20 protein-coding genes are annotated in these 21,227 nt (G+C 77.4%); 5 read left to right on the top strand and 15 right to left on the bottom strand.

The window, feature by feature from the left end; all coding sequences use genetic code 11:
- Window positions 1-19: 19 nt before the first annotated feature.
- The 3 genes from AC2TDM_RS03820 to AC2TDM_RS03810 form a co-directional block, all read right to left on the bottom strand.
- Complete coding sequence (locus AC2TDM_RS03820; RefSeq protein ID WP_484635877.1) at window positions 20-382, bottom strand: NADH-quinone oxidoreductase subunit A; 363 nt, start codon at window positions 380-382, stop codon at window positions 20-22.
- A 37-nt stretch (window positions 383-419) separates the two neighbouring features.
- The gene (locus AC2TDM_RS03815) at window positions 420-1,727 is read right to left on the bottom strand and encodes a geranylgeranyl reductase family protein (RefSeq protein ID WP_484635876.1); all 1,308 of its coding nucleotides are present in this window, start codon (window positions 1,725-1,727) and stop codon (window positions 420-422) included.
- 231 nt (window positions 1,728-1,958) lie between these two features.
- Window positions 1,959-2,654, bottom strand: coding sequence for a demethylmenaquinone methyltransferase (locus AC2TDM_RS03810; protein WP_484635875.1), 696 nt, complete (start codon window positions 2,652-2,654; stop codon window positions 1,959-1,961).
- Window positions 2,655-2,802: 148 nt separating this feature from the next.
- Here AC2TDM_RS03810 and AC2TDM_RS03805 point away from each other — a divergent pair, with 148 nt between their 5' ends.
- The gene (locus AC2TDM_RS03805) at window positions 2,803-4,095 is read left to right on the top strand and encodes an isochorismate synthase (protein ID WP_484635874.1); all 1,293 of its coding nucleotides are present in this window, start codon (window positions 2,803-2,805) and stop codon (window positions 4,093-4,095) included.
- 63 nt (window positions 4,096-4,158) lie between these two features.
- Here the strand turns inward: AC2TDM_RS03805 and AC2TDM_RS03800 are convergent, their stop codons facing one another.
- The 5 genes from AC2TDM_RS03800 to AC2TDM_RS03780 all read right to left on the bottom strand — a co-directional run bounded on the left by AC2TDM_RS03800 (window position 4,159) and on the right by AC2TDM_RS03780 (window position 9,941).
- Window positions 4,159-4,572, bottom strand: a complete 414-nt coding sequence (locus AC2TDM_RS03800) for an SRPBCC family protein (protein WP_484635873.1) — start codon at window positions 4,570-4,572, stop codon at window positions 4,159-4,161.
- A complete protein-coding gene (locus AC2TDM_RS03795; protein WP_484635872.1) occupies window positions 4,569-4,976 on the bottom strand; it encodes a DUF2200 domain-containing protein in 408 nt (135 codons plus the stop codon). Before AC2TDM_RS03795 ends, AC2TDM_RS03800 begins: the two co-directional genes overlap by 4 nt.
- A gap of 203 nt (window positions 4,977-5,179) precedes the next feature.
- Window positions 5,180-6,832, bottom strand: a complete 1,653-nt coding sequence (locus tag AC2TDM_RS03790) for a S1C family serine protease (protein WP_484635871.1) — start codon at window positions 6,830-6,832, stop codon at window positions 5,180-5,182.
- A gap of 136 nt (window positions 6,833-6,968) precedes the next feature.
- Entirely contained in the window at window positions 6,969-8,849 is a 1,881-nt protein-coding gene (menD, locus tag AC2TDM_RS03785) for a 2-succinyl-5-enolpyruvyl-6-hydroxy-3-cyclohexene-1-carboxylic-acid synthase (RefSeq protein ID WP_484635870.1), read from the bottom strand.
- 63 nt (window positions 8,850-8,912) lie between these two features.
- Window positions 8,913-9,941, bottom strand: coding sequence for an o-succinylbenzoate synthase (locus AC2TDM_RS03780; protein WP_484635869.1), 1,029 nt, complete (start codon window positions 9,939-9,941; stop codon window positions 8,913-8,915).
- Between the two features lie 138 nt (window positions 9,942-10,079).
- Here AC2TDM_RS03780 and AC2TDM_RS03775 point away from each other — a divergent pair, with 138 nt between their 5' ends.
- On the top strand, window positions 10,080-11,045 hold the full coding sequence (locus AC2TDM_RS03775) for a 1,4-dihydroxy-2-naphthoyl-CoA synthase (protein ID WP_090032102.1): 966 nt from the start codon (window positions 10,080-10,082) through the stop codon (window positions 11,043-11,045).
- Between the two features lie 18 nt (window positions 11,046-11,063).
- Here AC2TDM_RS03775 and AC2TDM_RS03770 read toward each other — a convergent pair whose 3' ends face one another.
- Entirely contained in the window at window positions 11,064-12,203 is a 1,140-nt protein-coding gene (locus tag AC2TDM_RS03770; protein ID WP_484635868.1) for a DUF3048 domain-containing protein, read from the bottom strand.
- A gap of 248 nt (window positions 12,204-12,451) precedes the next feature.
- On the opposite strand from AC2TDM_RS03770, the gene AC2TDM_RS03765 reads away from it, so the two are divergent.
- Together AC2TDM_RS03765 and AC2TDM_RS03760 are read left to right on the top strand one after the other, a co-directional pair.
- Complete coding sequence (locus AC2TDM_RS03765; protein WP_484635867.1) at window positions 12,452-13,801, top strand: AMP-binding protein; 1,350 nt, start codon at window positions 12,452-12,454, stop codon at window positions 13,799-13,801.
- Between the two features lie 55 nt (window positions 13,802-13,856).
- Complete coding sequence (locus tag AC2TDM_RS03760) at window positions 13,857-14,729, top strand: 1,4-dihydroxy-2-naphthoate polyprenyltransferase (protein WP_090031807.1); 873 nt, start codon at window positions 13,857-13,859, stop codon at window positions 14,727-14,729.
- Here AC2TDM_RS03760 and AC2TDM_RS03755 read toward each other — a convergent pair.
- Complete coding sequence (locus AC2TDM_RS03755; protein ID WP_239078969.1) at window positions 14,722-15,111, bottom strand: DUF4229 domain-containing protein; 390 nt, start codon at window positions 15,109-15,111, stop codon at window positions 14,722-14,724. The two genes, AC2TDM_RS03760 and AC2TDM_RS03755, sit on opposite strands and share 8 nt — an antisense overlap.
- A gap of 92 nt (window positions 15,112-15,203) precedes the next feature.
- Here AC2TDM_RS03755 and AC2TDM_RS03750 point away from each other — a divergent pair, with 92 nt between their 5' ends.
- A complete protein-coding gene (locus AC2TDM_RS03750; protein WP_090031804.1) occupies window positions 15,204-15,620 on the top strand; it encodes a PLDc N-terminal domain-containing protein in 417 nt (138 codons plus the stop codon).
- Between the two features lie 40 nt (window positions 15,621-15,660).
- On the opposite strand, the gene ccsB is transcribed toward AC2TDM_RS03750, so the two are convergent.
- The 5 genes from ccsB to AC2TDM_RS03725 all read right to left on the bottom strand — a co-directional run bounded on the left by ccsB (window position 15,661) and on the right by AC2TDM_RS03725 (window position 21,107).
- Window positions 15,661-16,731: a c-type cytochrome biogenesis protein CcsB gene (gene ccsB / locus AC2TDM_RS03745; protein ID WP_090031802.1), complete on the bottom strand. Its 1,071-nt coding sequence runs from the start codon at window positions 16,729-16,731 to the stop codon at window positions 15,661-15,663.
- A complete protein-coding gene (resB, locus tag AC2TDM_RS03740; RefSeq protein ID WP_484635866.1) occupies window positions 16,728-18,755 on the bottom strand; it encodes a cytochrome c biogenesis protein ResB in 2,028 nt (675 codons plus the stop codon). Before resB ends, ccsB begins: the two co-directional genes overlap by 4 nt.
- The gene (locus AC2TDM_RS03735; protein WP_484635865.1) at window positions 18,755-19,747 is read right to left on the bottom strand and encodes a cytochrome c biogenesis CcdA family protein; all 993 of its coding nucleotides are present in this window, start codon (window positions 19,745-19,747) and stop codon (window positions 18,755-18,757) included. Before AC2TDM_RS03735 ends, resB begins: the two co-directional genes overlap by 1 nt.
- Window positions 19,744-20,346 (bottom strand): TlpA family protein disulfide reductase, encoded by a 603-nt coding sequence (locus AC2TDM_RS03730; protein WP_239078968.1) that lies wholly within the window; start codon window positions 20,344-20,346, stop codon window positions 19,744-19,746. Before AC2TDM_RS03730 ends, AC2TDM_RS03735 begins: the two co-directional genes overlap by 4 nt.
- Before the next feature lie 104 nt (window positions 20,347-20,450).
- Window positions 20,451-21,107, bottom strand: coding sequence for a histidine phosphatase family protein (locus AC2TDM_RS03725; RefSeq protein WP_090031795.1), 657 nt, complete (start codon window positions 21,105-21,107; stop codon window positions 20,451-20,453).
- Between the last annotated feature and the right edge of the window lie 120 nt (window positions 21,108-21,227).

Here is a 21,227-nt window from a genome sequence, read left to right as displayed (position 1 = left end):
CTCGGTAGCCCTCGCGCCCTCAGTCCCACTCGAACCCCCCGCGCCGCCACTCGTAGACGAACGGCACCGTGATGAGGACCAGGAACGCGAGCATCGCGACGAGCCCGAACCCGGCGAGCTCGGCGAAGCTCACGGCCCACGGGTAGAGGAAGACGACCTCGATGTCGAAGACGATGAACGTCATCGCGACGAGGTAGTACTTCACCGGGAACCGCCCGCCGCCGATCGCGTGCGGCGTGGGGTCGATGCCGCACTCGTACGCCTCGAGCTTGGCGCGGTTGTAGCGCTTCGGGCCGAGCACCGCGCTCGCCGCGAGGCCGCCCAGGGCCAGCACCGCGGCGATCCCCATGAGGACCAGCAGCGGCACGTACGGGTTCGTCATCGTCGACCACCTCTCCTGCGCATCGGGACCGGGACCCTCAGGCCGCCGGTGCCAGGCGGCTCAGCGCCGCGATCGTCCGGTCGGCCCAGTCCCCGCCGTGGGGCTCCCAGCAGTCGCCGAGCAGCTTGAGGACGAACCGCATGAGCGTCGGCCGGGGCAGCCCGTACCGGGTGCACAGCCGCATGACCTCGGGGTGCTCGATGAGCTGCACGAACACCCGGCCGAGCGTGTAGTACCCGCCCAGGTCGTCCTTCATCCGCCGCTCGTAGGCGGCGAACGCCCGCTCGCGTCCTGCCGCCGTGCCGCGCGCGAGGCCCTGGGCGGCGGCGTCGGCGGCCTCGCGGCCGGCGGCGATCGCGTACGCGATGCCCTCGCCGTTGAAGGGGCTCACCATGCCGGCGGCGTCGCCGGTCAGCATGAGGCCGTCGCCGTAGAGCGGGCCGCGGTTGAAGCCCATCGGCAGCGCGGCGCCGCGGACGGGGCCGAGCTGGTTCTCGGGCGTGAACCCCCAGTCGGCCGGCACGTGCGCCATCCAGCGCGCGAACAGGTCCTTGTAGTCGACGTGCGTGGCCGTCGGCGTGGAGGCCACCGAGCCCAGGCCGACGTTCGCCGTCCCGTCGCCCAGCGCGAAGATCCAGCCGTACCCGGGCATGAGGTGCGAGCGGCCGGGCTCGCCGTCCCACAGCTCGAGGTGGCTCTCCATCCAGGCGTCGGCGTGCCGCGGCGTGCCCTCCGGGGTGCGGAAGTACGTGCGGGCGGCCACGCCCATGGGCCGGTCGTCGCGCCGGGTGCGACCCAGGCTCGTGGCGAGGCGGGCCGAGACGCCGTCCGCCGCGACCACCAGCGGCGCGCGCAGCTCGACCTCGTCGGCGTCCAGGCGGCGGCCGGCGTCGTCGAGCAGACGGGCGCGGACCCCGACCACGCGGCCCGTGCGCCCGTCGGTGACGGCGCCGGTCACCTGCGTGCGCTCCTGCACCTTCGCGCCCGCCGCCCGCGCGTGCTCGACGAGGAGGTGGTCCAGGCTCATGCGCGAGCGCGCGAGCCCGTAGGACGGGTACGACGAGAGCTCCGGCCACGGCAGCTCGATGCGGTGGCCCCCGCCGACGACCCGCAGGCCGCGGTTGCGGATCCAGCCGTCCTCCTCGCGGAGGGTCACGCCCATGCGCACGAGCTCGGCGACCGCGCGCGGCGTCAGCCCGTCGCCGCAGATCTTGTCCCGTGGGAACGACGCCTTGTCGAGCAGCAGCACGGACAGGCCGGCGGACGCGGCGTGGTACGCGGCGCTGGCCCCCGCGGGACCCGCCCCCACCACGACGACGTCGGCGACGTCCCCTGTCGTGCCCATGAACTGCTCACCTCGTCACGTCGTCGTCACGTCCTGCCCACGGTGCGTCGCTACTGTACGAGCGCAACCCCCGGGTGTCTGCTGAGGCGCACCTAACACGCCCGGACGGATGCCCAGGTGGGGGCGCTGAGCATCGCCGCTCCGACCTGCGTGGCGGCAGGACCGAGGTCCCGGGCCCTGCACGCCCGTGCAGCCGTCCCCGGGGGCGCTGAGAGCGCGATGAGGCCGCGCTCAGTCCGGCCTGGTCCCGCGGTGCAGGGCGACGATGCCGCCGGACAGGTTGCGGTAGGCCACCGACGTCCAACCCGCCCCGCGCAGGACACCGGCGAGCGCGCGCTGGTCCGGCCAGCGCTGGATGGACTCCGCCAGGTAGTCGTAGGCCTCGGACTCCCCCGCCACGAGCCGGGCGACCCGTGGCAGCGCCTTGACGAGGTAGCCGCCGTAGAGCGCCCGGAACGGGGCCCACGTGGGCTGGGAGAACTCGCACACGACGACCCGGCCGCCCGGGCGGGTGACGCGCAGCATCTCCGCCAGCCCCGCGCGCGGGTCGACGACGTTGCGCAGGCCGAAGGAGATCGTCACGGCGTCGAAGACGCCGTCGGCGAACGGCAGCGCCGTGGCGTCGCCCGCGACGAACGGCAGGTCGGGCCGCCGCCGGTGGCCGACCGCCAGCATGCCGGTGGACAGGTCGCACGGCACCACCCGCACCCCCCGGTCCGCGAGGGGCTCGCTGGAGGTGCCGGTGCCGGCCGCGAGGTCCAGGACCCGCTCGCCCGGCTGCGCGCCGAGGGCCGCGAGCGTGGCCCGCCGCCACAGGCGGTCCTGCCCCAGCGACAGGACGTCGTTCGTGCGGTCGTAGCGCCGCGCGACGGCGTCGAACATCGCGGCGACCTCGTGCGGGTCCTTGTCCAGGGAGGCGCGTGCCATGCGCCCATCATCCCGGCCCGGGGCGGTGCTCGTCGCCGGGTGGTCGGACGCGGGGAGCCGGGGCACTGAGCCGGGGCTGTGGACGGCTCACGAGGTCGTCCTACCACCCGGCAGCCAGCCACCCGGGGAGCACCTACGCTGGCAGGCGATGAGCGCCACCCTCCCCGCCGCGTCGGCCGCGGTCGCGCACCTGCTGGTGCGGACCGTCGCCGTGGACCCCGCCGAGGTGGGCGAGCTCGTGGACCTCGCGCCGCCGGAGGCACCCCTGCTGTGGGTCCGGCGCGGCGACGGGCTCGTCGCCTGGGGCGAGGCGCTGCGCTTCGAGGTCTCGGGTCCCACGCGGTTCGCCGACGCGGAGCGGGCGTGGCAGAGGGCGCTCGGCCACGCCATCGTGCGTGACGAGGTGCGGCTCCCGGGGACGGGTCCGGTCGCGTTCGGGTCCTTCGCGTTCGACGACACGTCCGCGCGCGGCGGGGTCGTCGTCGTGCCGCGGGTCGTCGTCGGTCGCCGCGGCGACCGCGCGTGGATCACGACCGTCTCGACCGACGCGCGGCTGGGCGCGGCACCGACGCCCGCGCGTGTGCTGCGGCGGCAGCCGCCGGTGGCAGCGCCCGGCGTGGTCGTCGACGAGGGCCCGCCGCCCGCCGCCTGGGGCGCCGTGGTGGCGCGCGGCATCGCCGCGGTGCGCGAGGGCGAGGTGGACAAAGTCGTGCTGGCCCGCGACGTCCACGTGCGCACCGAGCAGCCGCTGGACCTGCGGTGGCCGCTGCGGCGGCTCGTCGCCGAGTACCCGAGCTGCTGGACCTTCAGCGTCGACGGCCTGCTCGGCGCGACCCCGGAGCTGCTGGTCCGCTCCGAGAAGGGACTCGTCACGTCCCGCGTGCTCGCGGGCACCATCCGCCGGACGGGCGACGAGGCCGCCGACCTCGCCCGGGCCGCGATCCTCGCCCACTCGTCGAAGGACCTGGAGGAGCACGAGTACGCGGTCGCGTCGGTGGCGCAGGCCATCGCGCCGTCCTGCTCCTCGATCAACGTCCCCGAGGCGCCCTTCGTGCTGCACCTGCCCAACGTCCTGCACCTCGCCTCCGACGTGACCGGTGTGCTGGCCGGCCGGGAGCCGCACCCGACCTCGCTCGCGCTGGCCGCGGCCCTGCACCCGACGGCCGCGGTGTGCGGCACCCCGACGTCGGCCGCGCGCGAGGTCATCCGGCGCGTGGAGGGGATGGACCGCGGACGCTACGCGGGACCGGTCGGGTGGTTCGGCGCCGACGGCGACGGCGAGTGGGGCATCGCCCTGCGGTCGGCGGAGGTCGACCCCGGCGACCCGCGGCGGCTGCGGCTGTTCGCCGGGTGCGGGATCGTCGGCGCGTCGGACCCGGCGGCGGAGGTCGCGGAGTCCGAGGCGAAGCTCGAGCCGATGCGGCACGCGCTGGGGTCCTGAGGGCCGGTCCCGGCGGCCCCTCGGCACCACGGTCCGGCGGGCGCCCGCCGGCACGCGGATGACTCAGGCCCCGGAGGGGTCCTCGGACTCGACGACCTGCCGCAGGCGCTCGAGATCGGCGGCGACGAGGGTGGCGTCGCGCTCGAGCTCCTGGTCGGACGCGCCAGGTGGGCGGCGGAGCGTGAACAGGACGTCGCAGCCCCCGTCGGCCGGCACCGCGCGCAGCCCGACGTGCACCGTGTCGCCGGAGGCGGTGAGGACGTCGTGGTCGAGGACGCCGATCTCGTCGGGGGCGGCGAAGCGCACCCGTGCCCACCCGTCGGGCTGCTCGACGTACCAGTCGTCGCCGTCGCGACGGACGGCCCGACCGAGACCGGGCGCCCAGCGCGGCAGGTTCGCGGGGGCAGAGGCGAAGGCGTGCACCTCGGCCACGGGTCGGGCCACGTGGACGCGGAGGTCGCGGACGTCGTCGGTCACGGCGCCACGGTCGCGGTCGGGGCGGCGTCGCGCACGGTGTCGCGCACGGTGCCGGACGACCGGAAGATGGAGGACATCTTCTTGCCGCGGGCGACCTCGTCGACGAGCTTGTCCATCCACCGGATCTGCTGCATGAGCGGGTCCTGGATGTCCTCCACGCGGTGCCCGCAGATGACACCGGTGATGAGGGTGGCGTCCGGGTTCATCGCCGGGGCGCGTGCGAAGAACGTCTCGAGGTCGGTCCCGTCGTCGAGGACGCGCTGCAGGCTGGCCTCGTCGTGACCTGTCAGCCAGCAGATCACCGTGTCGACCTCCGCACGCGTGCGGCCCTTGCGCTCCGCCTTGGCGACGTAGTGGGGGTGGATGCTCGCGAGGCTCGTGGTGAAGATGCGATGCCCGGGCACGAGCCCTCCCCTTCGTCGAGCCGGTCGCGCGCAGGACGCGCAGCAGCGCCTCCCAGGGTAGGACCGCGGCACCGCCCGGACCAGGCGCTCCGAACACCCGTGACCGCGGCATGGGGCTGCCGTCCGGTCCTGCCCGTGAGCCGGGACGCCGGAGGGCGGGTCCCGGAGGACCCGCCCTCGAGCAGTGCCCGTCCCGGTTCGCGTCAGCCCTGGCCCTGCTGCTGCTGGAACCACTCCCACAGCTCCTGCGGGGTCATGGAGTCCGGGTCCGGGGTCGTCTCCTCGCTGCCCGGCGTGACGTCGCCGCCGCCGGAGGTCGGGGTCTCCTCGCGGGCGGCCAGGGTGGCGTCGACGTCCAGCGACGCGCCGTCCCGCACGAGGGTCAGCGTCACCTGGTCGCCGGCCGACAGCTCGCGCACGTAGGCGGTGAGGGACTCGGCGCCGGCGACGGGCTGGTCGTTGATCGCGACCACCACGTCGTCGGCCTGGAGCTCGGCGTCGGCGGCGGGCGACCCCGCCGTGACCTCGACGACCTGCGCGCCGCGGCGGGTCACGCCGTCGGCCGTCGCCGTCGTGTCACGCAGCGAGACGCCGAGGAACGCGTGCTCCGCCGTGCCGTCCTCGATGAGCTGCGACGCGATGGTCTTCATGAGGTTGACCGGGATGGCGAAGCCGAGGCCGACCGACCCGGACTCGCTCGAGAGCGTGGCGATCGAGGAGTTGATGCCGATGACGTTGCCCTCGCCGTCGAACAGCGGGCCGCCGGAGTTCCCCGGGTTGATCGCGGCGTCGGTCTGCAGCGCGTTCGTCACCGCGGCGTCCGCGGAGCTGCCGGTCTCGGACGTGGTGACCGGGCGGTCGAGCGCGGACACGATGCCCGTCGTCACGGTGTTCGCGAGGCCGAGCGGGTTGCCCACGGCCATGACCGGCTGCCCGACGACGACCGCGTCGCTGTCGCCGAGCGCGGCGACCGTGAGGTCGGCCGGCGGGTCGGTGAGCCGCACGACGGCGAGGTCCGTGGTCGGGTCCGTGCCCGCCACCTCGGCCTCGAAGAGGCGGCCGTCGCTGAGGGTCACGTTGACCGCCTCGGCCCCGGACACCACGTGGTTGTTCGTGACGATGTGCCCCTCGTCGTCGACGACCACGCCCGAGCCCTCGGCGCCGCCCTCGGCCGTCTGCACCTGAATGGCGACGACGGACTGCTGCACCGCCGTGGCGACGGCCTCCCAGTCCGGGCTGTCGACGCTCGACGAGCCCGCCGCCGGCGAGCTGCCGGACGCCTGGCCCAGGTCGGCGATCGACGCGGAGCGCGTCCCGGACCCGAGGTCGCCGTCGAGACCCTCGGAGGCCAGCACGGACCCGCCGACGCCCACGCCCGCGGCGAGCAGTGCCGCGAGGCCGACCGGCAGCCACACCCGGCGCCTGCGACGCGTGCGCGGGGCGGGCGGTCCCGACGGCGCGCCGTCACGGAACGGACCGAACGGCGAGGTGGGGGGCGTGCCATCGGCGCCCGCCGCACCGAGGGGGCCCGACGCCTGCGGCGGGAAGGGGCCGTAGCCCTGCTGCGCGTACCCCTGCTGGGTCTGGGGCTGCTGCACCTGCTGGGCGTAGGGCGCGTAGGGCCCGGAGCCGTTCTGGTGCCCGGGGGCCGGCGCCTGGTGCGCACCCCATGGCAGCGGCGCGGCGGACGGGCGGGCCGGGGCCGACCAGGGCTGCCCAGCCGTCTGCTCGCGGGCGCCGGTCGGCACGGGCTGCGTCGCGCTCAGCGGCGGGATCGGCTGCGTCTCGTGCTCGGACGGGTGCTGCGCGTCACGGCGCTGGTCGGCGTCGTGCCCGCCCTCGGGGGTGGTGGTCATCGGGTAACCCTCCTTCGTCGGGAGCCATGAGACCCCGCCGATCTGGAGGCTGGCTCCGACGTGCCTGGGAACAGCCTAGGAGTCCGTCCTGAACCTCGCCCGGGCTGGCGCCCTCGCCGACCGACGGGCGCCGGCGTCAACCCTGCAGCGCGGTCGCCACGGCTGCCGCGACGCGCTCACCGAGCGCGCGGCGGTCGACGCGGTCCACGCGGACCTCGACGACCGACACGCCACGGCCGGGAGCGGCCAGTGCGGCGGCGAGGGCCTCGGCGGTGGCGACCCGGACGTGCCGGACCCCGTACCCGGCGCACAGCGCGGCCAGGTCCGCGCCGTGCGGGGTGCCGAAGACCCGCTCGAACGCCGGCACGCGTGCCGGCTCGCCCGGCTCGAGCGTGCTGAAGATGGAGCCGCCGTCGTCGTTCGCCACGACGACCTGCAGGTCCGCCCGACGCTCGAGCGGCCCGGCCAGGAGCCCGCCGACGTCGTGCAGGAAGGTGAGGTCGCCGACCAGGAGCCGCGTGCGCCGGGACGGCAGCCCCAGCGCCACGCCGAGCGCCGTCGACAGCATGCCGTCGATGCCCGCGAGGCCCCGGTTGGCCAGGACCAGCGGGGGGTGGGCCCACCGGGCGACGAGGTCGAGGTCGCGGACGGGGTTCGACGACCCGACCACGAGCACGTCGTTCGGGGCGGACGCGGCGGCGACGGCGCGGGCGACGACCGGCCCGGTCAGGGGCGGCTGCAGGCGGGTGGCCGGCCGGTCCACGGCCGCGGCCGCGTCGAGCACGGCGTCGACCGCGGCGTCGGCCCGCTCCCCCGCCGCCCGCCACGCGTCGAGCCAGGGTGCCGCCGGTCCGGGAGCCGATTCGGGAGCCGGTGCGGGAGCCGGTGCGGGAGCCGGCGCGGGGACGAGCCAGGCGGACGGGACGGCGGGCAGGACGACGGCGGCGCGGCGGGCGGCGTCCGGCCACGGACCGGCGCCGGGGGCGACGACGACGACCTCCACGTCGTGGCGGGCCAGGAGTGCGGAGACCGGGCGGCTGAGCGTCGGGCGGCCGAGGACGACCGCGCGGCGCACACGGCCGCCGAGCCCGGGCGCACCCAGCAGGAGGCGGTACGCGGCCGGGCCGACGTCGGTGCGGCGCGCGCCCGAGGACGGCTCGGCCAGCACCGGCCAACCGCGGGCGCGGCCCAGCTCCACGGCGAGGGGCCCCGCGCCGTCGCCGGCGACGACGACGGTCGGACGGTCGTCGGGCAGGGGGAGGTCGACGGGCGCGACGACGGGGGACGCGGCGACGACGTGCGTGACCCCGGAGCGACCCCGGGGACCCTCGCCCTGGCCGGCGCGCTCGTCGCCGTCCTCGCCGGTCACCGGCCAGGGGGCGCCGGGCGGCGCGAGCAGGGGTTCGCGGTAGGCGAGGTCCAGGTGCACCGGTCCCGGCCAGCCGGTGCGGGCTCCCGAGGCGGCGGCCACGGCCCGGGACGCCAGCGCGCGGAGGTCGTCGTCCTCGCCGGGGCGGCCGGAGGGGGCCGGCACGTCGGCGAGGAGGCGGACCGCGTGACCGAGCAGGCCGGGCTGCTCGGTCGTCTGGTTGGCGCCCGTGCCGCGCAGCTCGTGCGGGCGGTCGGCCGTCAGCAGCAGCAGCGGCACGCCCGCGTGGTGCGCCTCGAGGACCGCGGGGTGCAGGTTCGCCACGGCCGTGCCCGACGTCGTGACGACCGCGACGGGCGGCACCGGGACGCCGGCACCCGCCGACGCCTGCGCCGCCCGGGCCAGGCCGAGGGCCAGGAAGGCCGCGCTGCGCTCGTCGACGCGCACGTGCAGGTCCAGCGCCGGCGCGCCCGCGGGCCGCCGCTCGTCGGGCAGGGTGGTGTCCACGAGCGCCTCCGCGAGGGGCGCGCTGCGGGAGCCCGGTGACAGCACGACGTGCCGGACGCCCAGCCCCGCGAGCGCCGCGAGCAGCACGCGCGCCGCGCGCGGGGCGGGCGGCAGGTCGTCGCCGGGTCGCGTGTCGCTCACGACGCCATCCTCACACCCGGGACCGCGAGCCGATCGCGCCGGCCCGGGCGCGCGGCCGAGGCGTCAGCGCACCGCGGCGATCTCGGCGGCCCGTCGCACCCACCGGCCCTCGAGCATAGGACCCGCGGCGGCCGCCGCGAGGAGCCCGTCGTCCGGCTCCGGACGACGCACGGCGATCGCACCGTCCACCGGCAGCAGCGGCGCGGCCACCACGTCCTGCGCCAGCAGCTGGGCCGTGGCCAGCCCGCAGGCGTAGGGCAGCTCGGGCAGCGCGGCCGCGAGCGCGAGCCCCGCTGCGAGCCCGACGGACGTCTCCAGCGCGGACGACACGACGACGGGCAGGCCGACCTGCTCGACGAGGCGCAGGCACGCGCGCACGCCGCCGAGGGGCTGGACCTTGAGCACCAGCACGTCCGCGGCCCCGGCGCGCGCGACCGCCAGCGGGTCCTCGGCCCGGCGGACGGACTCGTCGGCGGCGATCGGCACGGAGGTGCGCCGGCGCACTGCGGCGAGGTCCGCCACCGTGGGGACGGGCTGCTCGGCGTACTCCAGGCCACCGGCCGCCCGGTCGAGGACCGCCAGCCGACGGACCGCCTCGTCGACGTCCCAGGCCGCGTTCGCGTCGACGCGGATCCGCCCGCCGGGCCCCAGCGCGTCGCGGACGGCCTCGAGCCGGGCGACCTCCTCCGCCAGCGTCTGGCCCCGCTCGGCGACCTTCACCTTCGCCGTCGTGCACCCGCCCGAGCCGGTGACGATGCGGTGCGCCGTCACCGGGTCGACGGCGGGCACCGTGACGTTGACCGGGACCGCGTCGCGCACGGCGGCGGGCCAGCCCTCGTCGGCCGCCTCCCGGGCCGCGCGCCACCACGCCGCGGACTCCGCCGGCCCGTAGTCCCAGAAGGGGCTGAGCTCCCCCCAGCCGGCGTCCCCGCGCACGAGGACGCCGTCGCGCCGGACGAGGCCACGGAAGCGGGTGCGCAGCGGCACGTCCCAGACGTAGGTGCGCGCGGCGAGGGCGGTGGCGACGGGCCGGGGCCGGCCGGCCGCCGACGCGGCCTCCTGCGCCGCCGGGCGTGCGGGGTCGTCGCTCACGGCCGCCACCCTAGGCTGGCGGCCGTGAGCACGCCGGTCCCGCCGCCCTCCTCCTCCCCCTCGTCGGCGTCCTCGTCGCCGTCCACCTCGACGCCCGACGAGCGCGCACCCGGTCGTCCCGCGCCGACGACGACCCCGCTGCCGGCACGCGTCTCGGAGACGTTCGACCCGGCCCGCTGGCGGTCGGTGCCCGGCTTCGAGGGCCTGACCGACCTCACCTACCACCGCGGGGTGGCCCGGCCCGACGCCGCCGCGGCGGCCGCGGGGGCCACCGAGCGGGACGTGCCGGTCGTGCGCGTCGCCTTCCACCGTCCGGAGGTCCGCAACGCCTTCCGCCCGCACACCGTCGACGAGCTGTACGCCGTGCTCGACCACGCGCGCACGAGCTCCGACGTCGGCACGGTGCTGCTCACGGGCAACGGCCCGAGCCCGAAGGACGGCGGCTGGGCGTTCTGCTCCGGCGGCGACCAGCGCATCCGCGGCCGCGACGGCTACCGGTACACGCACGACCCCGGGGCGCAGACCGCGGAGGGCTGGGACCCGGCGCGCGCGGGCCGCCTGCACGTCCTCGAGGTGCAGCGCCTCATCCGGACGATGCCGAAGGTCGTCGTGGCGCTCGTCGGCGGCTGGGCGGCCGGGGGCGGGCACTCCCTGCACGTCGTCGCGGACCTGACGATCGCGAGCCGCGAGCACGCGCGCTTCATGCAGACCGACGCGAACGTGGGGTCCTTCGACGGCGGGTACGGGTCGGCGCTGCTGGCCCGGCAGGTCGGCCAGAAGCGCGCCCGGGAGATCTTCTTCCTGGCGCGGGAGTACTCCGCCGACGACGCGCTCGCCTGGGGGGCGGTCAACGACGTCGTGCCCCACGCCGAGCTGGAGGAGGCCGGCTGGGAGTACGCGCGGATCATCGCCACAAAGTCCCCGCAGGCGATCCGCATGCTGAAGTTCGCCTTCAACCTGGCCGACGACGGCCTGGCCGGGCAGCAGGTCTTCGCCGGGGAGGCGACGCGCCTGGCGTACATGACGGACGAGGCCGTCGAGGGCCGGGACGCCTTCCTGCAGCGCCGCGACCCCGACTGGTCGGGCTTCCCGTACGCCTACTGACGCGCTCGCGGCCCCCGGTCAGCCGACCTCGATGGAGCCCGTCGTCACGGGCACGAGCTCGATCCACGTGGTCCCCGGCGCCAGCGTCGCCGTCTGCCCGTCGCCCGTGGTGAGGACCAGCGGCGCGGTCGGCTCGGCGCCCTTCGACCACGAGACGGGCACGGTCCGGCCGCCCGTGGCGAGCACGCCCTCGCCGCCGCTGCCGGCCAGGATCGTCTCCGGCACGGGGTTCCCGGCCGGGTCGGTGCCGACGTCCGGGTCGAGCTGCACCGACAGCGCGACGACGTTCGTCGCCGCGAGCCGGGTCCCGGACCGCGCGGTGGCGGGCACGCCCGACTCGGAGCGCAGCCACGTCCCGCTCGCCGCGTCCCAGTCCCACGAGGGCCGCTCGACCGGCGAGAAGGTGGGGACCACGCGGGTCGCCGGCGTGCCGAGGCGCACGGCCGAGGCCGCCTCGGGCGTCCGCGCGAACGAGAGCGGCTCGGCGGGCGGGACCGTGCGGCTCGCGTCGGCCTGCGACCAGAACGTCGTGGGCGTGCCGTACACGTTGTGCGGCGCGGGGGCGACGCCGCGCTTGCGGTAGAAGCCCGCGTCGCCCGCGTCCATGCTGACGAGCTGGACGCCCGTCGCGCCGATCGCCTGCACGTAGCGCGGCTGCCCGCCGGAGAACGCGAGGAGGCCCCCGAGCGGCGCGTTGATGGCGCCGTCCATCGGGCGGACGGACCGGATGGGGCCGACCTCCTCGGGGACCTGCGAGTGGTAGACGGCGACGAACCGCGAGATGCCGCCCTCGACGACCTCCTCCCAGACCACGTCGGCCTGCTCCAGACCGGTCTGCGGGCGCGCCTGCGTGGAGTTCTCGATCTTCACCGACAGCGCCGGCCGGGCCGCGACCTCCGTGGTCTCGACCCCGGTGAGCGGCCAGCGCGGGGCCAGCGTGGGCGGCGGCGGTGCCGCCTTGGCCGGCTCGACCGGCGCGTCGACGGTGACCGTCGGGGTCGGCGCCGGTGCCGTCGCCCCGGCGGAGCAGGCGGCCGGGGCGAGGACGGCGAGCGCCAGCAGCGCCGCGACGCGCACCCGGCGGCCGCGGCGGCGGGCCGGGGCGGGCGTGGGGGCGGTGCCGGCGGCGGGCGGGCGGCGGACCGGGGTGGGTCGCACGTCGGGCTCCTCGGGGTGCTGGGCCGCACGGGCCGGTCGCAGGCGGGGCGCACGACGCCCGCGACCCCGGCCGGGGCCGGTGTGCGTGCCCGTGCGCGGGGCCACGCCACGGTACTGCCCGCCCCGCCCGCGACCGCGCACGCGTGCCCTTTCCGTCCCACGCCGTCCGGAAGGTCGCACCCCGCGACCCGCTCCCACGACGGGTGCCGGCGGCGCGGAGCGGGTCCGGCCGCGCCTACGCTGGGCCGGTGAGCCGTCCCCTCCTGCGCGTGCGCGCCGGGGCGGACCCCGCAGCCCCGGGCGCGGGCCTGCCGTACGGGCTGCTCGCGGGCCTGGCCGCGGCGCTGGCCGGTCGCGGGCCCGCGCTGCTGCCGGTCGACGAGGAGCTCCCCCCGGCGGGCGTGCCGGTCGGCCGCGTGTCGGACGAGGTCGCGCTCGCCGTGGCCACCTCGGGCTCCACCGGTGAGCCACGCACGGTCCTGCTGGCCGCCGAGGCGCTCCGGACCGCCGCGCGCGCCACCGCCGACCGGCTGCAGGGGCCGGGGCGCTGGCTGCTGGCCCTGCCGGTGCACCACGTGGCCGGCCTGCAGGTCCTCGTCCGGTCGGTCCTGGCCGGTACGGAGCCGGTCGCGCTGCCGCCGGGTCCGTTCCGGCCGCCGGCGTTCGTCGCGGCGACGGACGCCCTCGTCGGGGACGCGGGGGCGGATGCGGGCGCGGGTACGGGTGCGGGCGCGGGTGCGGCGCGTGCGCCGCTCTACACGTCGCTCGTGCCCACGCAGCTGCGACGCCTGCTCGACGACCCCGCGGCCCTCGACGCCCTGCGCGCCTTCGACGCGGTCCTCCTCGGCGGCGCCGCGCCGCCGGCCCGCCTCGTGTCGGCCGCCCGGACCGCCGGCGTCCCGGTGGTCGTCACCTACGGGATGTCGGAGACGTGCGGCGGCTGCGTCTACGACGGCGTGCCGCTCGACGGCGTCGGCGTGCGCGTCGAGGACCCCGACGCGACGGGTGCCGGCCGCGTGCTGCTGTCCGGCCCGGTCCTCGCCCTCGGCTACGCCCCCGGCACGGCGCCGCACATCTCATCGAGCGCCGCCGCCCGGCCACCGGGCGCCGTCGGTGGCGACCTGCTCCCCCTCGACACCTCCGCCCTCGTGGTCCTCGACGGCGTGCCCCACCTGCGCACCTCGGACCTCGGCCGGTGGCGTGACGGACGGCTCGAGGTGCTCGGCCGGGCCGACGACGTCGTCGTCACGGGCGGCGTCAACGTCGCCCCCGCGGCCGTCGAGCGGGTGCTGGCCGAGGTCCCCGGCGTGGCGGAGGCGTGCGTCGTCGGGGTCCCCGACGACGAGTGGGGTCGGGCCGTCGTCGCCCTCGTCGTGCCGTCCGGCCGCCCGCCCGGGCTCGACGAGGTCCGCGCCGCGGCGGCCGGCGCCCTCGGCCCCGCCGCCGCTCCCCGCGCCCTGCTCCTCGTCGACGCGCTGCCCCTGCGCGGCCCGGGCAAGGTGGACCGCCGCGCCGCCGCGGCGCTCGCCGCCGCGGCCCCGGCGGTAGCGTCCCGCCGGGCACCCGTCCCGCCCACCGCCCAGGAGGACCCCTCATGACCGTCGCGACCGCACCGCGCACCGGCCGGCACCACCCCGTCCGGCGGGCCGCCGCGTGACCACCGCCGCGCAGTGGGTCGCCGGCGCGCGGCCGCGCACGCTCCCGGCGGCCGTCGCCCCGGTGCTCGTCGGCACGGGGGCGGCCGACCACGCCGGCGGCGCGCACCTGGGCCGTGCGCTCCTCGCGGCCGGGGTCGCCCTGGCCCTGCAGGTGGGGGTCAACTACGCCAACGACTACTCCGACGGCATCCGCGGCACCGACGCCGACCGGGTCGGGCCGATGCGCCTCGTCGCCTCGATGACCGCCCGGGCCGTCGACGTGAAGCGCGCCGCCTTCGCGGCCTTCGGGGTGGCCGCGGTCCTCGGGCTGGTGCTCGTGGTCCTGTCGGGGGACCCCTGGCTGGTGCTCGTCGGTGCCGCCGCCATCGCCGCCGCCTGGTTCTACACCGGCGGGAAGCGCCCGTACGGCTACCGCGGGCTCGGCGAGGTCGGCGTGTTCGTGTTCTTCGGGCTCGTCGCCGTGCTCGGCACGACGTGGACGCAGGCGCACGCCCTGCCGCTGCCGGCCTGGCTGGGCGCGGTGGCGATCGGCCTGCTGGCCTGCGCGCTGCTCATGGCCAACAACCTGCGGGACGTGCCGACCGACGCCGTCGTCGGCAAGCGGACGCTCGCGGTGCGGCTGGGCGAGCACCGGGCGCGCCGGGCGTACGCGGCGCTCGTCGTCGTGCCCGTCCTGCTCGGCGCGGCCTGCGCGGTCGTGGCGCCGTGGTCGCTGCTCGTGCTGCTCGCGGGGGTGCCCGCGGTGGCGCTCGCGTCGGTGGTGCTGCTCGGGGCGCGCGGCCGGGCCCTCGTCCCGGTGCTGGCGGGCACGGGGTTCCTCGAGCTGGGCGTCGGCCTGCTGCTGTTCCTGGGGCTCGTCGTCAGCTGACCGGCGGCGTCGCGTCGGCGCGCCCGGCGGTGCTCCTGTCGGTGCTCCTGTCGGTGCTCCTGTCGGTGCTCCTGTCGGTGCTCCCGGGGGTCCCCCGGTCCTCGGCGGCCGCGTCGAGGACCGCGTCCTCGGCCTCCGCGTCCCTTTCGGCGGCGCTGCGCTGCTGCTCGTCCCGTCGCCGGCGCGCCCGCTCCTCGTCGCGGCGCTGCAGCCACAGCGCGGCGCCGTCGCGCGGGCCCCGCAGCAGCAGGTAGCTCAGCAGGGCACCGATGACCACGGCTCCGACGGCCGCGAGCCACGGGCTCATGCCGGCCAGGACGAGGGCGCCCCAGGCGGCGGCCACGAGCACGAGGCGCAGCAGGGTGTAGACGAGCACGGGCACGCGCCCAGGGTACGACGGGGCGCTGAGCGCCCGGCGGGACCCCCGGCGGCGCACGGCGAGGCCCGGCGACGCGCCCGGACTACCGTGGGGGCGTGAGCCGCATCCTGCCCGCCCTCCTGGTCGTCGCGTTCACCGTCTACTGCGTCGTGGACGTCGTGCAGAGCGACGAGCGCAGCCGGCGCGGGGTCCCCGCGTGGCTCTGGGTGCTGCTCGTCGTGCTCGTGCCGGTCCTCGGCGGGCTGGCCTGGATCGTGTCCAGCCGGTCGGCGCGCGCGGGCGACGGCGGCCCCGGCGGCGGGGGCGGCAGCCGCCCGCGCCGGCCCGGCGGCCGGCCGGGCGGCGGGCGCGGCCCCGTGGCGCCCGACGACGACCCCGACTTCCTGCGCCGGCTCGACGAGCAGCGTCGTCGGCGCCAGGCCGCCGAGGGCCGGGAGGGCACGACCTCGTCCGGCGACGAGGACGGCCGCGGCCAGGGCACGACGAACGACGGGCCGGTCACCCAGGGCTGAGGCGCGCGGTGCCGCCCGGGGCCGGCCGGTCAGGAGACGGTCAGAGCCCCGAGTACGAGTGCTTGCCGGTGACGAACAGGTTCACGACGGTGAAGTTCGCCAGGACGACGGCGTACCCGACGAGCACGAAGAACGCCGCCCGGCGGCCCGTCCAGCCGCGCGTCGTGCGCGCGTGCAGGTAGGCCGCGTACACGACCCAGGCCACGAAGGTGCCGACCTCCTTGGGGTCCCAGCCCCAGTACCGGCCCCACGCGTGCTCGGCCCAGATGGCCCCGCCGATGAGCGTGAACGTCCACAGCACGAAGCCGACCGCGTTCAGCCGGAACGACAGCGCCTCGAGCCGCGTGGCCGACGGCACCTGGCGCAGCCAGGCGAACCGCGGACCGGTGACGCGCCAGTCGTGCAGGGCGCGACGCGCACCGCTCGTGGCCCCGGGGGCCGCCACGTGCGACCGCCCCTGCTCGCGCCCGTCCACGAGGAGCTGCAGCACGGCCGCCCCGAAGCCGACGGTGAACACCCCGGTCGCCGCGATGGCGACGCCGACGTGGATGACGAGCCAGTAGCTCTGCAGCGCGGGCTGCACCGCGTCCGCCTGGACGAAGAAGACGAGCAGGCCCAGCGCGAGCGCCAGGACGGCGATGCCCATGACGAGCACGCCGAGGAACGCCACGGTCCGGCGGAACTGCACCACCGCCAGCACCAGGACGGCGACGAAGGTCCCGACGAGCGTGAACTCGTACATGTTGGCCGTCGGCCAGCGCCCGGACGCGACCCCGCGCAGGACGATGCCGCCGAGCAGGAAGGCCAGGCCGAGCCAGGTCGTCGAGCGCGCGATGCCCTCCGCACGGACGGACCGGCCCATCGCGGGACCGTCGTCCTCGGCGCGGCCGAGCCCACCCCCGGACCCGGCGTCCCCCTCGAGGGTGATGGTCCCGAGGCCCGTGCCGACGGCGACGTGCGCGCGTGCCTGCGCCGACGGGCGCGCGGTGCGGGCGGCGCGCGTGGCGGCGTCGGCGATGCGCGCGAGGTCCACCGTCCACGCCACCAGGGCGATGGTGAAGACCGTCGTCGCGCCCCACACCAGCAGGGTGCTCAGGTCGCCGGTGCTCATGGCTGTCCTCCGGGGGTACGGGTGCTGGTGCTGCTGCTGGTGGCGCTGCTGCTGGTGGCGCTGCCGGCGCCGGTCTCCTCGGGGCCCGTCGCGCCGGCGCCCGTCGTGCCGGCGCCCGTCGCGCCGGCGCCGACCGTGCCGGCGCCGACCGGGGTCGGGCTGCGCGGCGGTCCGGCGTCACCGCCGGGGGGCGGGCCGAGCGCGGCCCGCAGCAGCGCGCCGACCTGCCCGACGAGCGCCGTGTCGTCGCCGCGCGCGAGGCCGGCGGCGAGGACGAGCGTACGCCCGGGCTCGTCGTCGTCCGCGGGTCCCGCCCGCAGCCACAGGCGGCGGCGAGGGGCGAAGAGCGAGACCGCCAGGCCCGCGAACGCGAGCAGCGAGAACACGAGGACGGGCGCGAGGGCGGGATCGTAGCGCAGGTCGAGGGCGACGAAGCGCGGCAGCGCACCGAACGTCACCGTGCCCCGGCCGTCCGGCAGGTCCACCGTCTGGCCCGGCTGCACGTACAGCGTCACGGGACGGCCCTCGGCGTCGACGGCCTGGGTCATGGCCGTCGTGTCGAGCTCGTAGACGTTCTGCGGCACCCCGTCGTCCAGCCCCAGGTCCCCGGTCCACACGCTGAGCACGAGCATCGGGTCGCGCGGCTGCGGGTCGACCGACCGCACGAGCCCCTCGCCCAGCCGCTCGACCGTCGGCAGGAGGAACCCGTTGAGGCCGATCTGCTCCTGGCCGGGGCCGACGTCGGGCACCTTGACGACGCCGCGCGAGGTGTAGACCTCGTCCTGCGGGAGGAAGGGCACGGTGCCCGAGAAGGCGACGCGGCCGGTGGCGTCCCGGACCGTCACCTCCGGCGCGTAGCCGTTGCCCTGCAGGTAGACCTTCGCACCGGCCACGTCCAGCGGGTGGTTGACGCGGATCGTCCGCTCGGTGGGCTCGCCGCCGGGCTCGGTCACCGTGACGCCGGCGGCGAAGGACCGGGACTGCAGGGTGTCGGCGTCGAAGGAGGAGCGGAAGTCGTCGAGCCGCAGCGTGAAGGGCACGAGCGACTCGGCCCGGAAGGCGGCGCCCTGCTGCCACGTGTCGTAGTTCGTCACGGCGTTGGCGAACCCGCGCCCCTGCACCACCAGCTCCTGCCCGCGGTAGTGCAGCAGCTGCCCGGTCGCGACCGACACGAGCAGCCCGACGAGCGCGAGGTGGAACAGCAGGTTGCCCGTCTCGCGCAGGTAGCCGCGCTCGGCGGAGACCGACCACGTGCCCGCCCCCTCGTCGTGCACGTCCACCCGGTGACGCGGGACGGGTGGGAGCCAGGCCCAGCCGCGCCGCAGGTCCGTGGCGGCCCGCTCGACGACCGCGTGCGCGTCCTCGTCCGTGCGAGCCCGGCCGCGCGCGGGGAACCGCTCGAAGCGGCGCGGGGTGCGGGGCGGACGGCCCCGCACGCCCCGCAGGTGCACCGCGGTGCGCGGCAGGATGCAGCCGACCAGCGACACCATGAGCAGCAGGTAGATCGCCGAGAACCAGACGGAGGAGTAGACGTCGAAGAAGCCGAGGCGGTCCAGCCACGGGCCCGCGGTCGGGTGGTCCGTCAGGTACGTCGCCACGCGGTCCGGGTCCTGCGCGTTCTGCGGGAACACGGTCCCGGGCACGGCGGCGACCGCCAGCAGCATGAGGAGCAGCAGCGCCACGCGCATGCTCGTCAGCTGCCGCCAGCCCCAGCGCAACCAGCCCCGCACGCCGAGGGCGACGGGTGCGGGGCGCGCGGGACCGTCCGGCGAGGCGGCGGGCCCGCCGCCCGAGGAGCCGCTGCCGGCCGACCCGCCGGCGCCGTCGCCCGCCCCCGTGGCGCCCGGTCCGGCGGCGGACGTGGCGCCGGCCGCCGGTCCGTCGTCGCCGGCAGGGACGACGAACGCGTCGTCGAGCCCCTCCGGGCGGTAGGGCGCCCGGGTGCTCGACCCGGCGCTCGAACCGGTGCTCGACCCGGTGCGCACCCCGGCGCCCGGCCCGGTGCGCGTGCCGCGGCCGGCCATCACACCACCGGCCGGAAGGTGTCGGCGCCGGTGAGCAGGTACTGCAGCCACGTCGCCCACTGCGTCCACAGCCCGGTGACGAGGGCCAGGCCCAGCACGACGAGCAGCACGCCCCCGGCGCGCTGCAGCGCGCGGCGGTGCCGGCCGAGCCACGCCAGGACGCGCGCGCTCCCGCCGAGCCCGAGGGCGACGAGCACGAACGGCAGCCCGAGGCCCAGGCAGAACGCCACCGCGAGGAGCGCGCCACGCCCGGCCGAGCCCTCGGTGTAGCCGAGCGTGAGGATCGCGGCGAGCGTGGGGCCGATGCAGGGCACCCAGCCGATGCCGAAGGCCACGCCCAGCAGCGGCGCGCCCCACAGCCCGGCGCGCGGGGCCACGTGCCACCGCCGCTCCCGCTGCGCGGCCGGCACGAAGCCGACGAACACCAGGCCCATGAGCACGACGAGCACGCCGAGCACCCGCGTGACGACGTCCGACTCGCGCGCGAGGAGGGCGCCGACGGATCCCGCCGCGGTGCCGTAGGCGACGAAGACCGCGGTGAAGCCGAGCACGAACAGCACGACGCCGAGCACGACGTCGCGACGGGGGCGGACGGCACCCGCGGCCCTCGTCGTCGTGGGGGCCGGCACCACCACGGTGCTCGCGGCCACCGTGCGCGTGGCACCGCCGGCGGTGCCGGAGCCGGCGCCGGTGCCCGCACCGGTGCCCGTGCCCGTGCCCGTGCCCGTGCCCAGCAGCCCCGTCGCGTCCGCGAGCGCACGCCCACCCAGCCTCGGCCCGGCGGGCGCACGTCCCGCCGTCGCCCCGGCCATGCTCCCCACGTACGCCAGGTACCCGGGGACGAGCGGCAGGACGCACGGCGACGCGAACGACACGAGCCCGGCCAGCACCGCGACGGGCAGCGCGAGCAGCAGCGAGCCCGACACGACGGTCCTGCCGAAGGCGTCGCCGACGTCGGCCACGAGGGGCGCCGCCGCGAGCAGCGAGGTCACGACGCGGCCCCCTCGCCCTCGGTGAGCAGGTCGTCGACGACGCTGCGCAGCGTGCTGCCGTCGGCCAGGCCGAGGACCCGGGCGGCGACGCGCCCCTCGGCGTCCAGGACGACCGTCGTCGGGACCGCGTTGACCGGGACGGTGCCCTGCAGCGCGGCGATCGCGGAGCCCTCGGTGTCGGCGATGCTCGGGTACGGGACCGCGAACGTCTCCTGGAACGCCTCGGCGGCACCGGCGGCGTCGGTGCTGTTGATGCCGAGCACGTGCACGCCGCGGTCGGCGTAGTCGGTGGCCAGCGCCACGAGGTCCGGCGCCTCCGCCCGGCAGGGCGGGCAGGCGGCGTACCAGGTGTTGAGCACGACGACGTCCCCGCGCCAGGCGCCGACGTCCTGCGTCGCGCCGGCGTAGTCCGTGCCCGCGAGCTCCACCGGGCCCGGCCGCTCGTCGGCGGCCCAGACGGTGACGGAACCATCGCCGGACACGTAGCCCTGGTCCGCGACCTCCTCCTGCCCACCGGTCCCGCCACCGGTGCCCGACCCCGCGGCCTCGTCGGGCGAACAGCCGGCCAGCACGACGAGCGCGACCGCGAGCCCCAGCACGGGCGCGAGGGCCCGCCGGGACCGTGCGCCCGACCGTGCGCCCGACCGTGAGCCCGACCGTGCGCCCGAACCTGCACCCGACGACGTGGCGATGCGTGCCGACCTCATGCGCCGCTCACGGTGGCCGCGCCGGGCAGCAGGGACGCCGCCGGCTCGCTGTACCGGATGCCGACGAGCACGTCGTCCTCGAACCGGAACGAGGTGAGGGAAGCCAGGGAGCACTGCCGGCGCCGGGGGTCGTGCCAGAGCCGGCGACCCTCGGCCGCGCACCGGGCCATCCAGACGGGCAGCTGGTGGCTGACGAGCACCGCCTCGTGCCCGCGGGCACGCACGCGTGCGCTGTCGACGGCCGACAGCATGCGGTCCGCCTGCTCGCGGTACGGCTCGCCCCACGAGGGACGGAAGGGGTTGACCAGGTGCGGCCAGTGCTCGGGGTGCCGCAGCGAGCCGTCGCCGACGCCGAAGGTGCGGCCCTGGAAGTGGTTCTCCGCCTCGATGAGCCGCACGTCCGTGGCGACCTCGAGGTCGAACGCCTCCGCGAGCGGCGCCGCGGTCTGCTGCGCGCGCTCCAGCGGGGACGCGACGACGAGCGTGACGTCGTGCCGGGGCTCGTCGCCCGAGCCGGCCAGGTGATCGGCGACCATCCGGGCCATGGCCTCGCCGCGGGCGGAGAGGCGGTAGCCGGGGAGCCGCCCGTACAGGACGCCGGCGGGGTTGTGCACCTCGCCGTGCCGCAGCAGGTGCACGGTGGTGGGGACCATGGCCCCAGTCTCACAGACCGACCTGGGTGCCCGGCGTCCCCGGCCAGGGCCGCCTCAGGGGGTCCGCGTCACTCCTGCGTCACCGACCCGCCGCTCCCGAGGAAGCCCCGGGCCCGCTCC

Source organism: Cellulomonas sp. plas2 (assembly GCF_057221735.1).
Note: the sequence above shows the minus strand (reverse complement) of the source record. Positions and strands in the feature narration are given on the sequence as shown.

Bases quoted from the DNA above. Each gene is read 5' to 3' on its own strand.
- ccsB (WP_090031802.1), bottom strand. From the start codon at position 16,731: ATGAGCACCGGCGACCTGAGCACCCTGCTGGTGTGGGGCGCGACGACG.
- resB (WP_484635866.1), bottom strand. From the start codon at position 18,755: ATGGCCGGCCGCGGCACGCGCACCGGGCCGGGCGCCGGGGTGCGCACC.
- AC2TDM_RS03790 (WP_484635871.1), bottom strand. From the start codon at position 6,832: ATGACCACCACCCCCGAGGGCGGGCACGACGCCGACCAGCGCCGTGAC.
- AC2TDM_RS03820 (WP_484635877.1), bottom strand. From the start codon at position 382: ATGACGAACCCGTACGTGCCGCTGCTGGTCCTCATGGGGATCGCCGCG.
- AC2TDM_RS03815 (WP_484635876.1), bottom strand. From the start codon at position 1,727: ATGGGCACGACAGGGGACGTCGCCGACGTCGTCGTGGTGGGGGCGGGT.
- AC2TDM_RS03805 (WP_484635874.1), top strand. From the start codon at position 2,803: ATGAGCGCCACCCTCCCCGCCGCGTCGGCCGCGGTCGCGCACCTGCTG.
- AC2TDM_RS03725 (WP_090031795.1), bottom strand. From the start codon at position 21,107: ATGGTCCCCACCACCGTGCACCTGCTGCGGCACGGCGAGGTGCACAAC.
- AC2TDM_RS03810 (WP_484635875.1), bottom strand. From the start codon at position 2,654: ATGGCACGCGCCTCCCTGGACAAGGACCCGCACGAGGTCGCCGCGATG.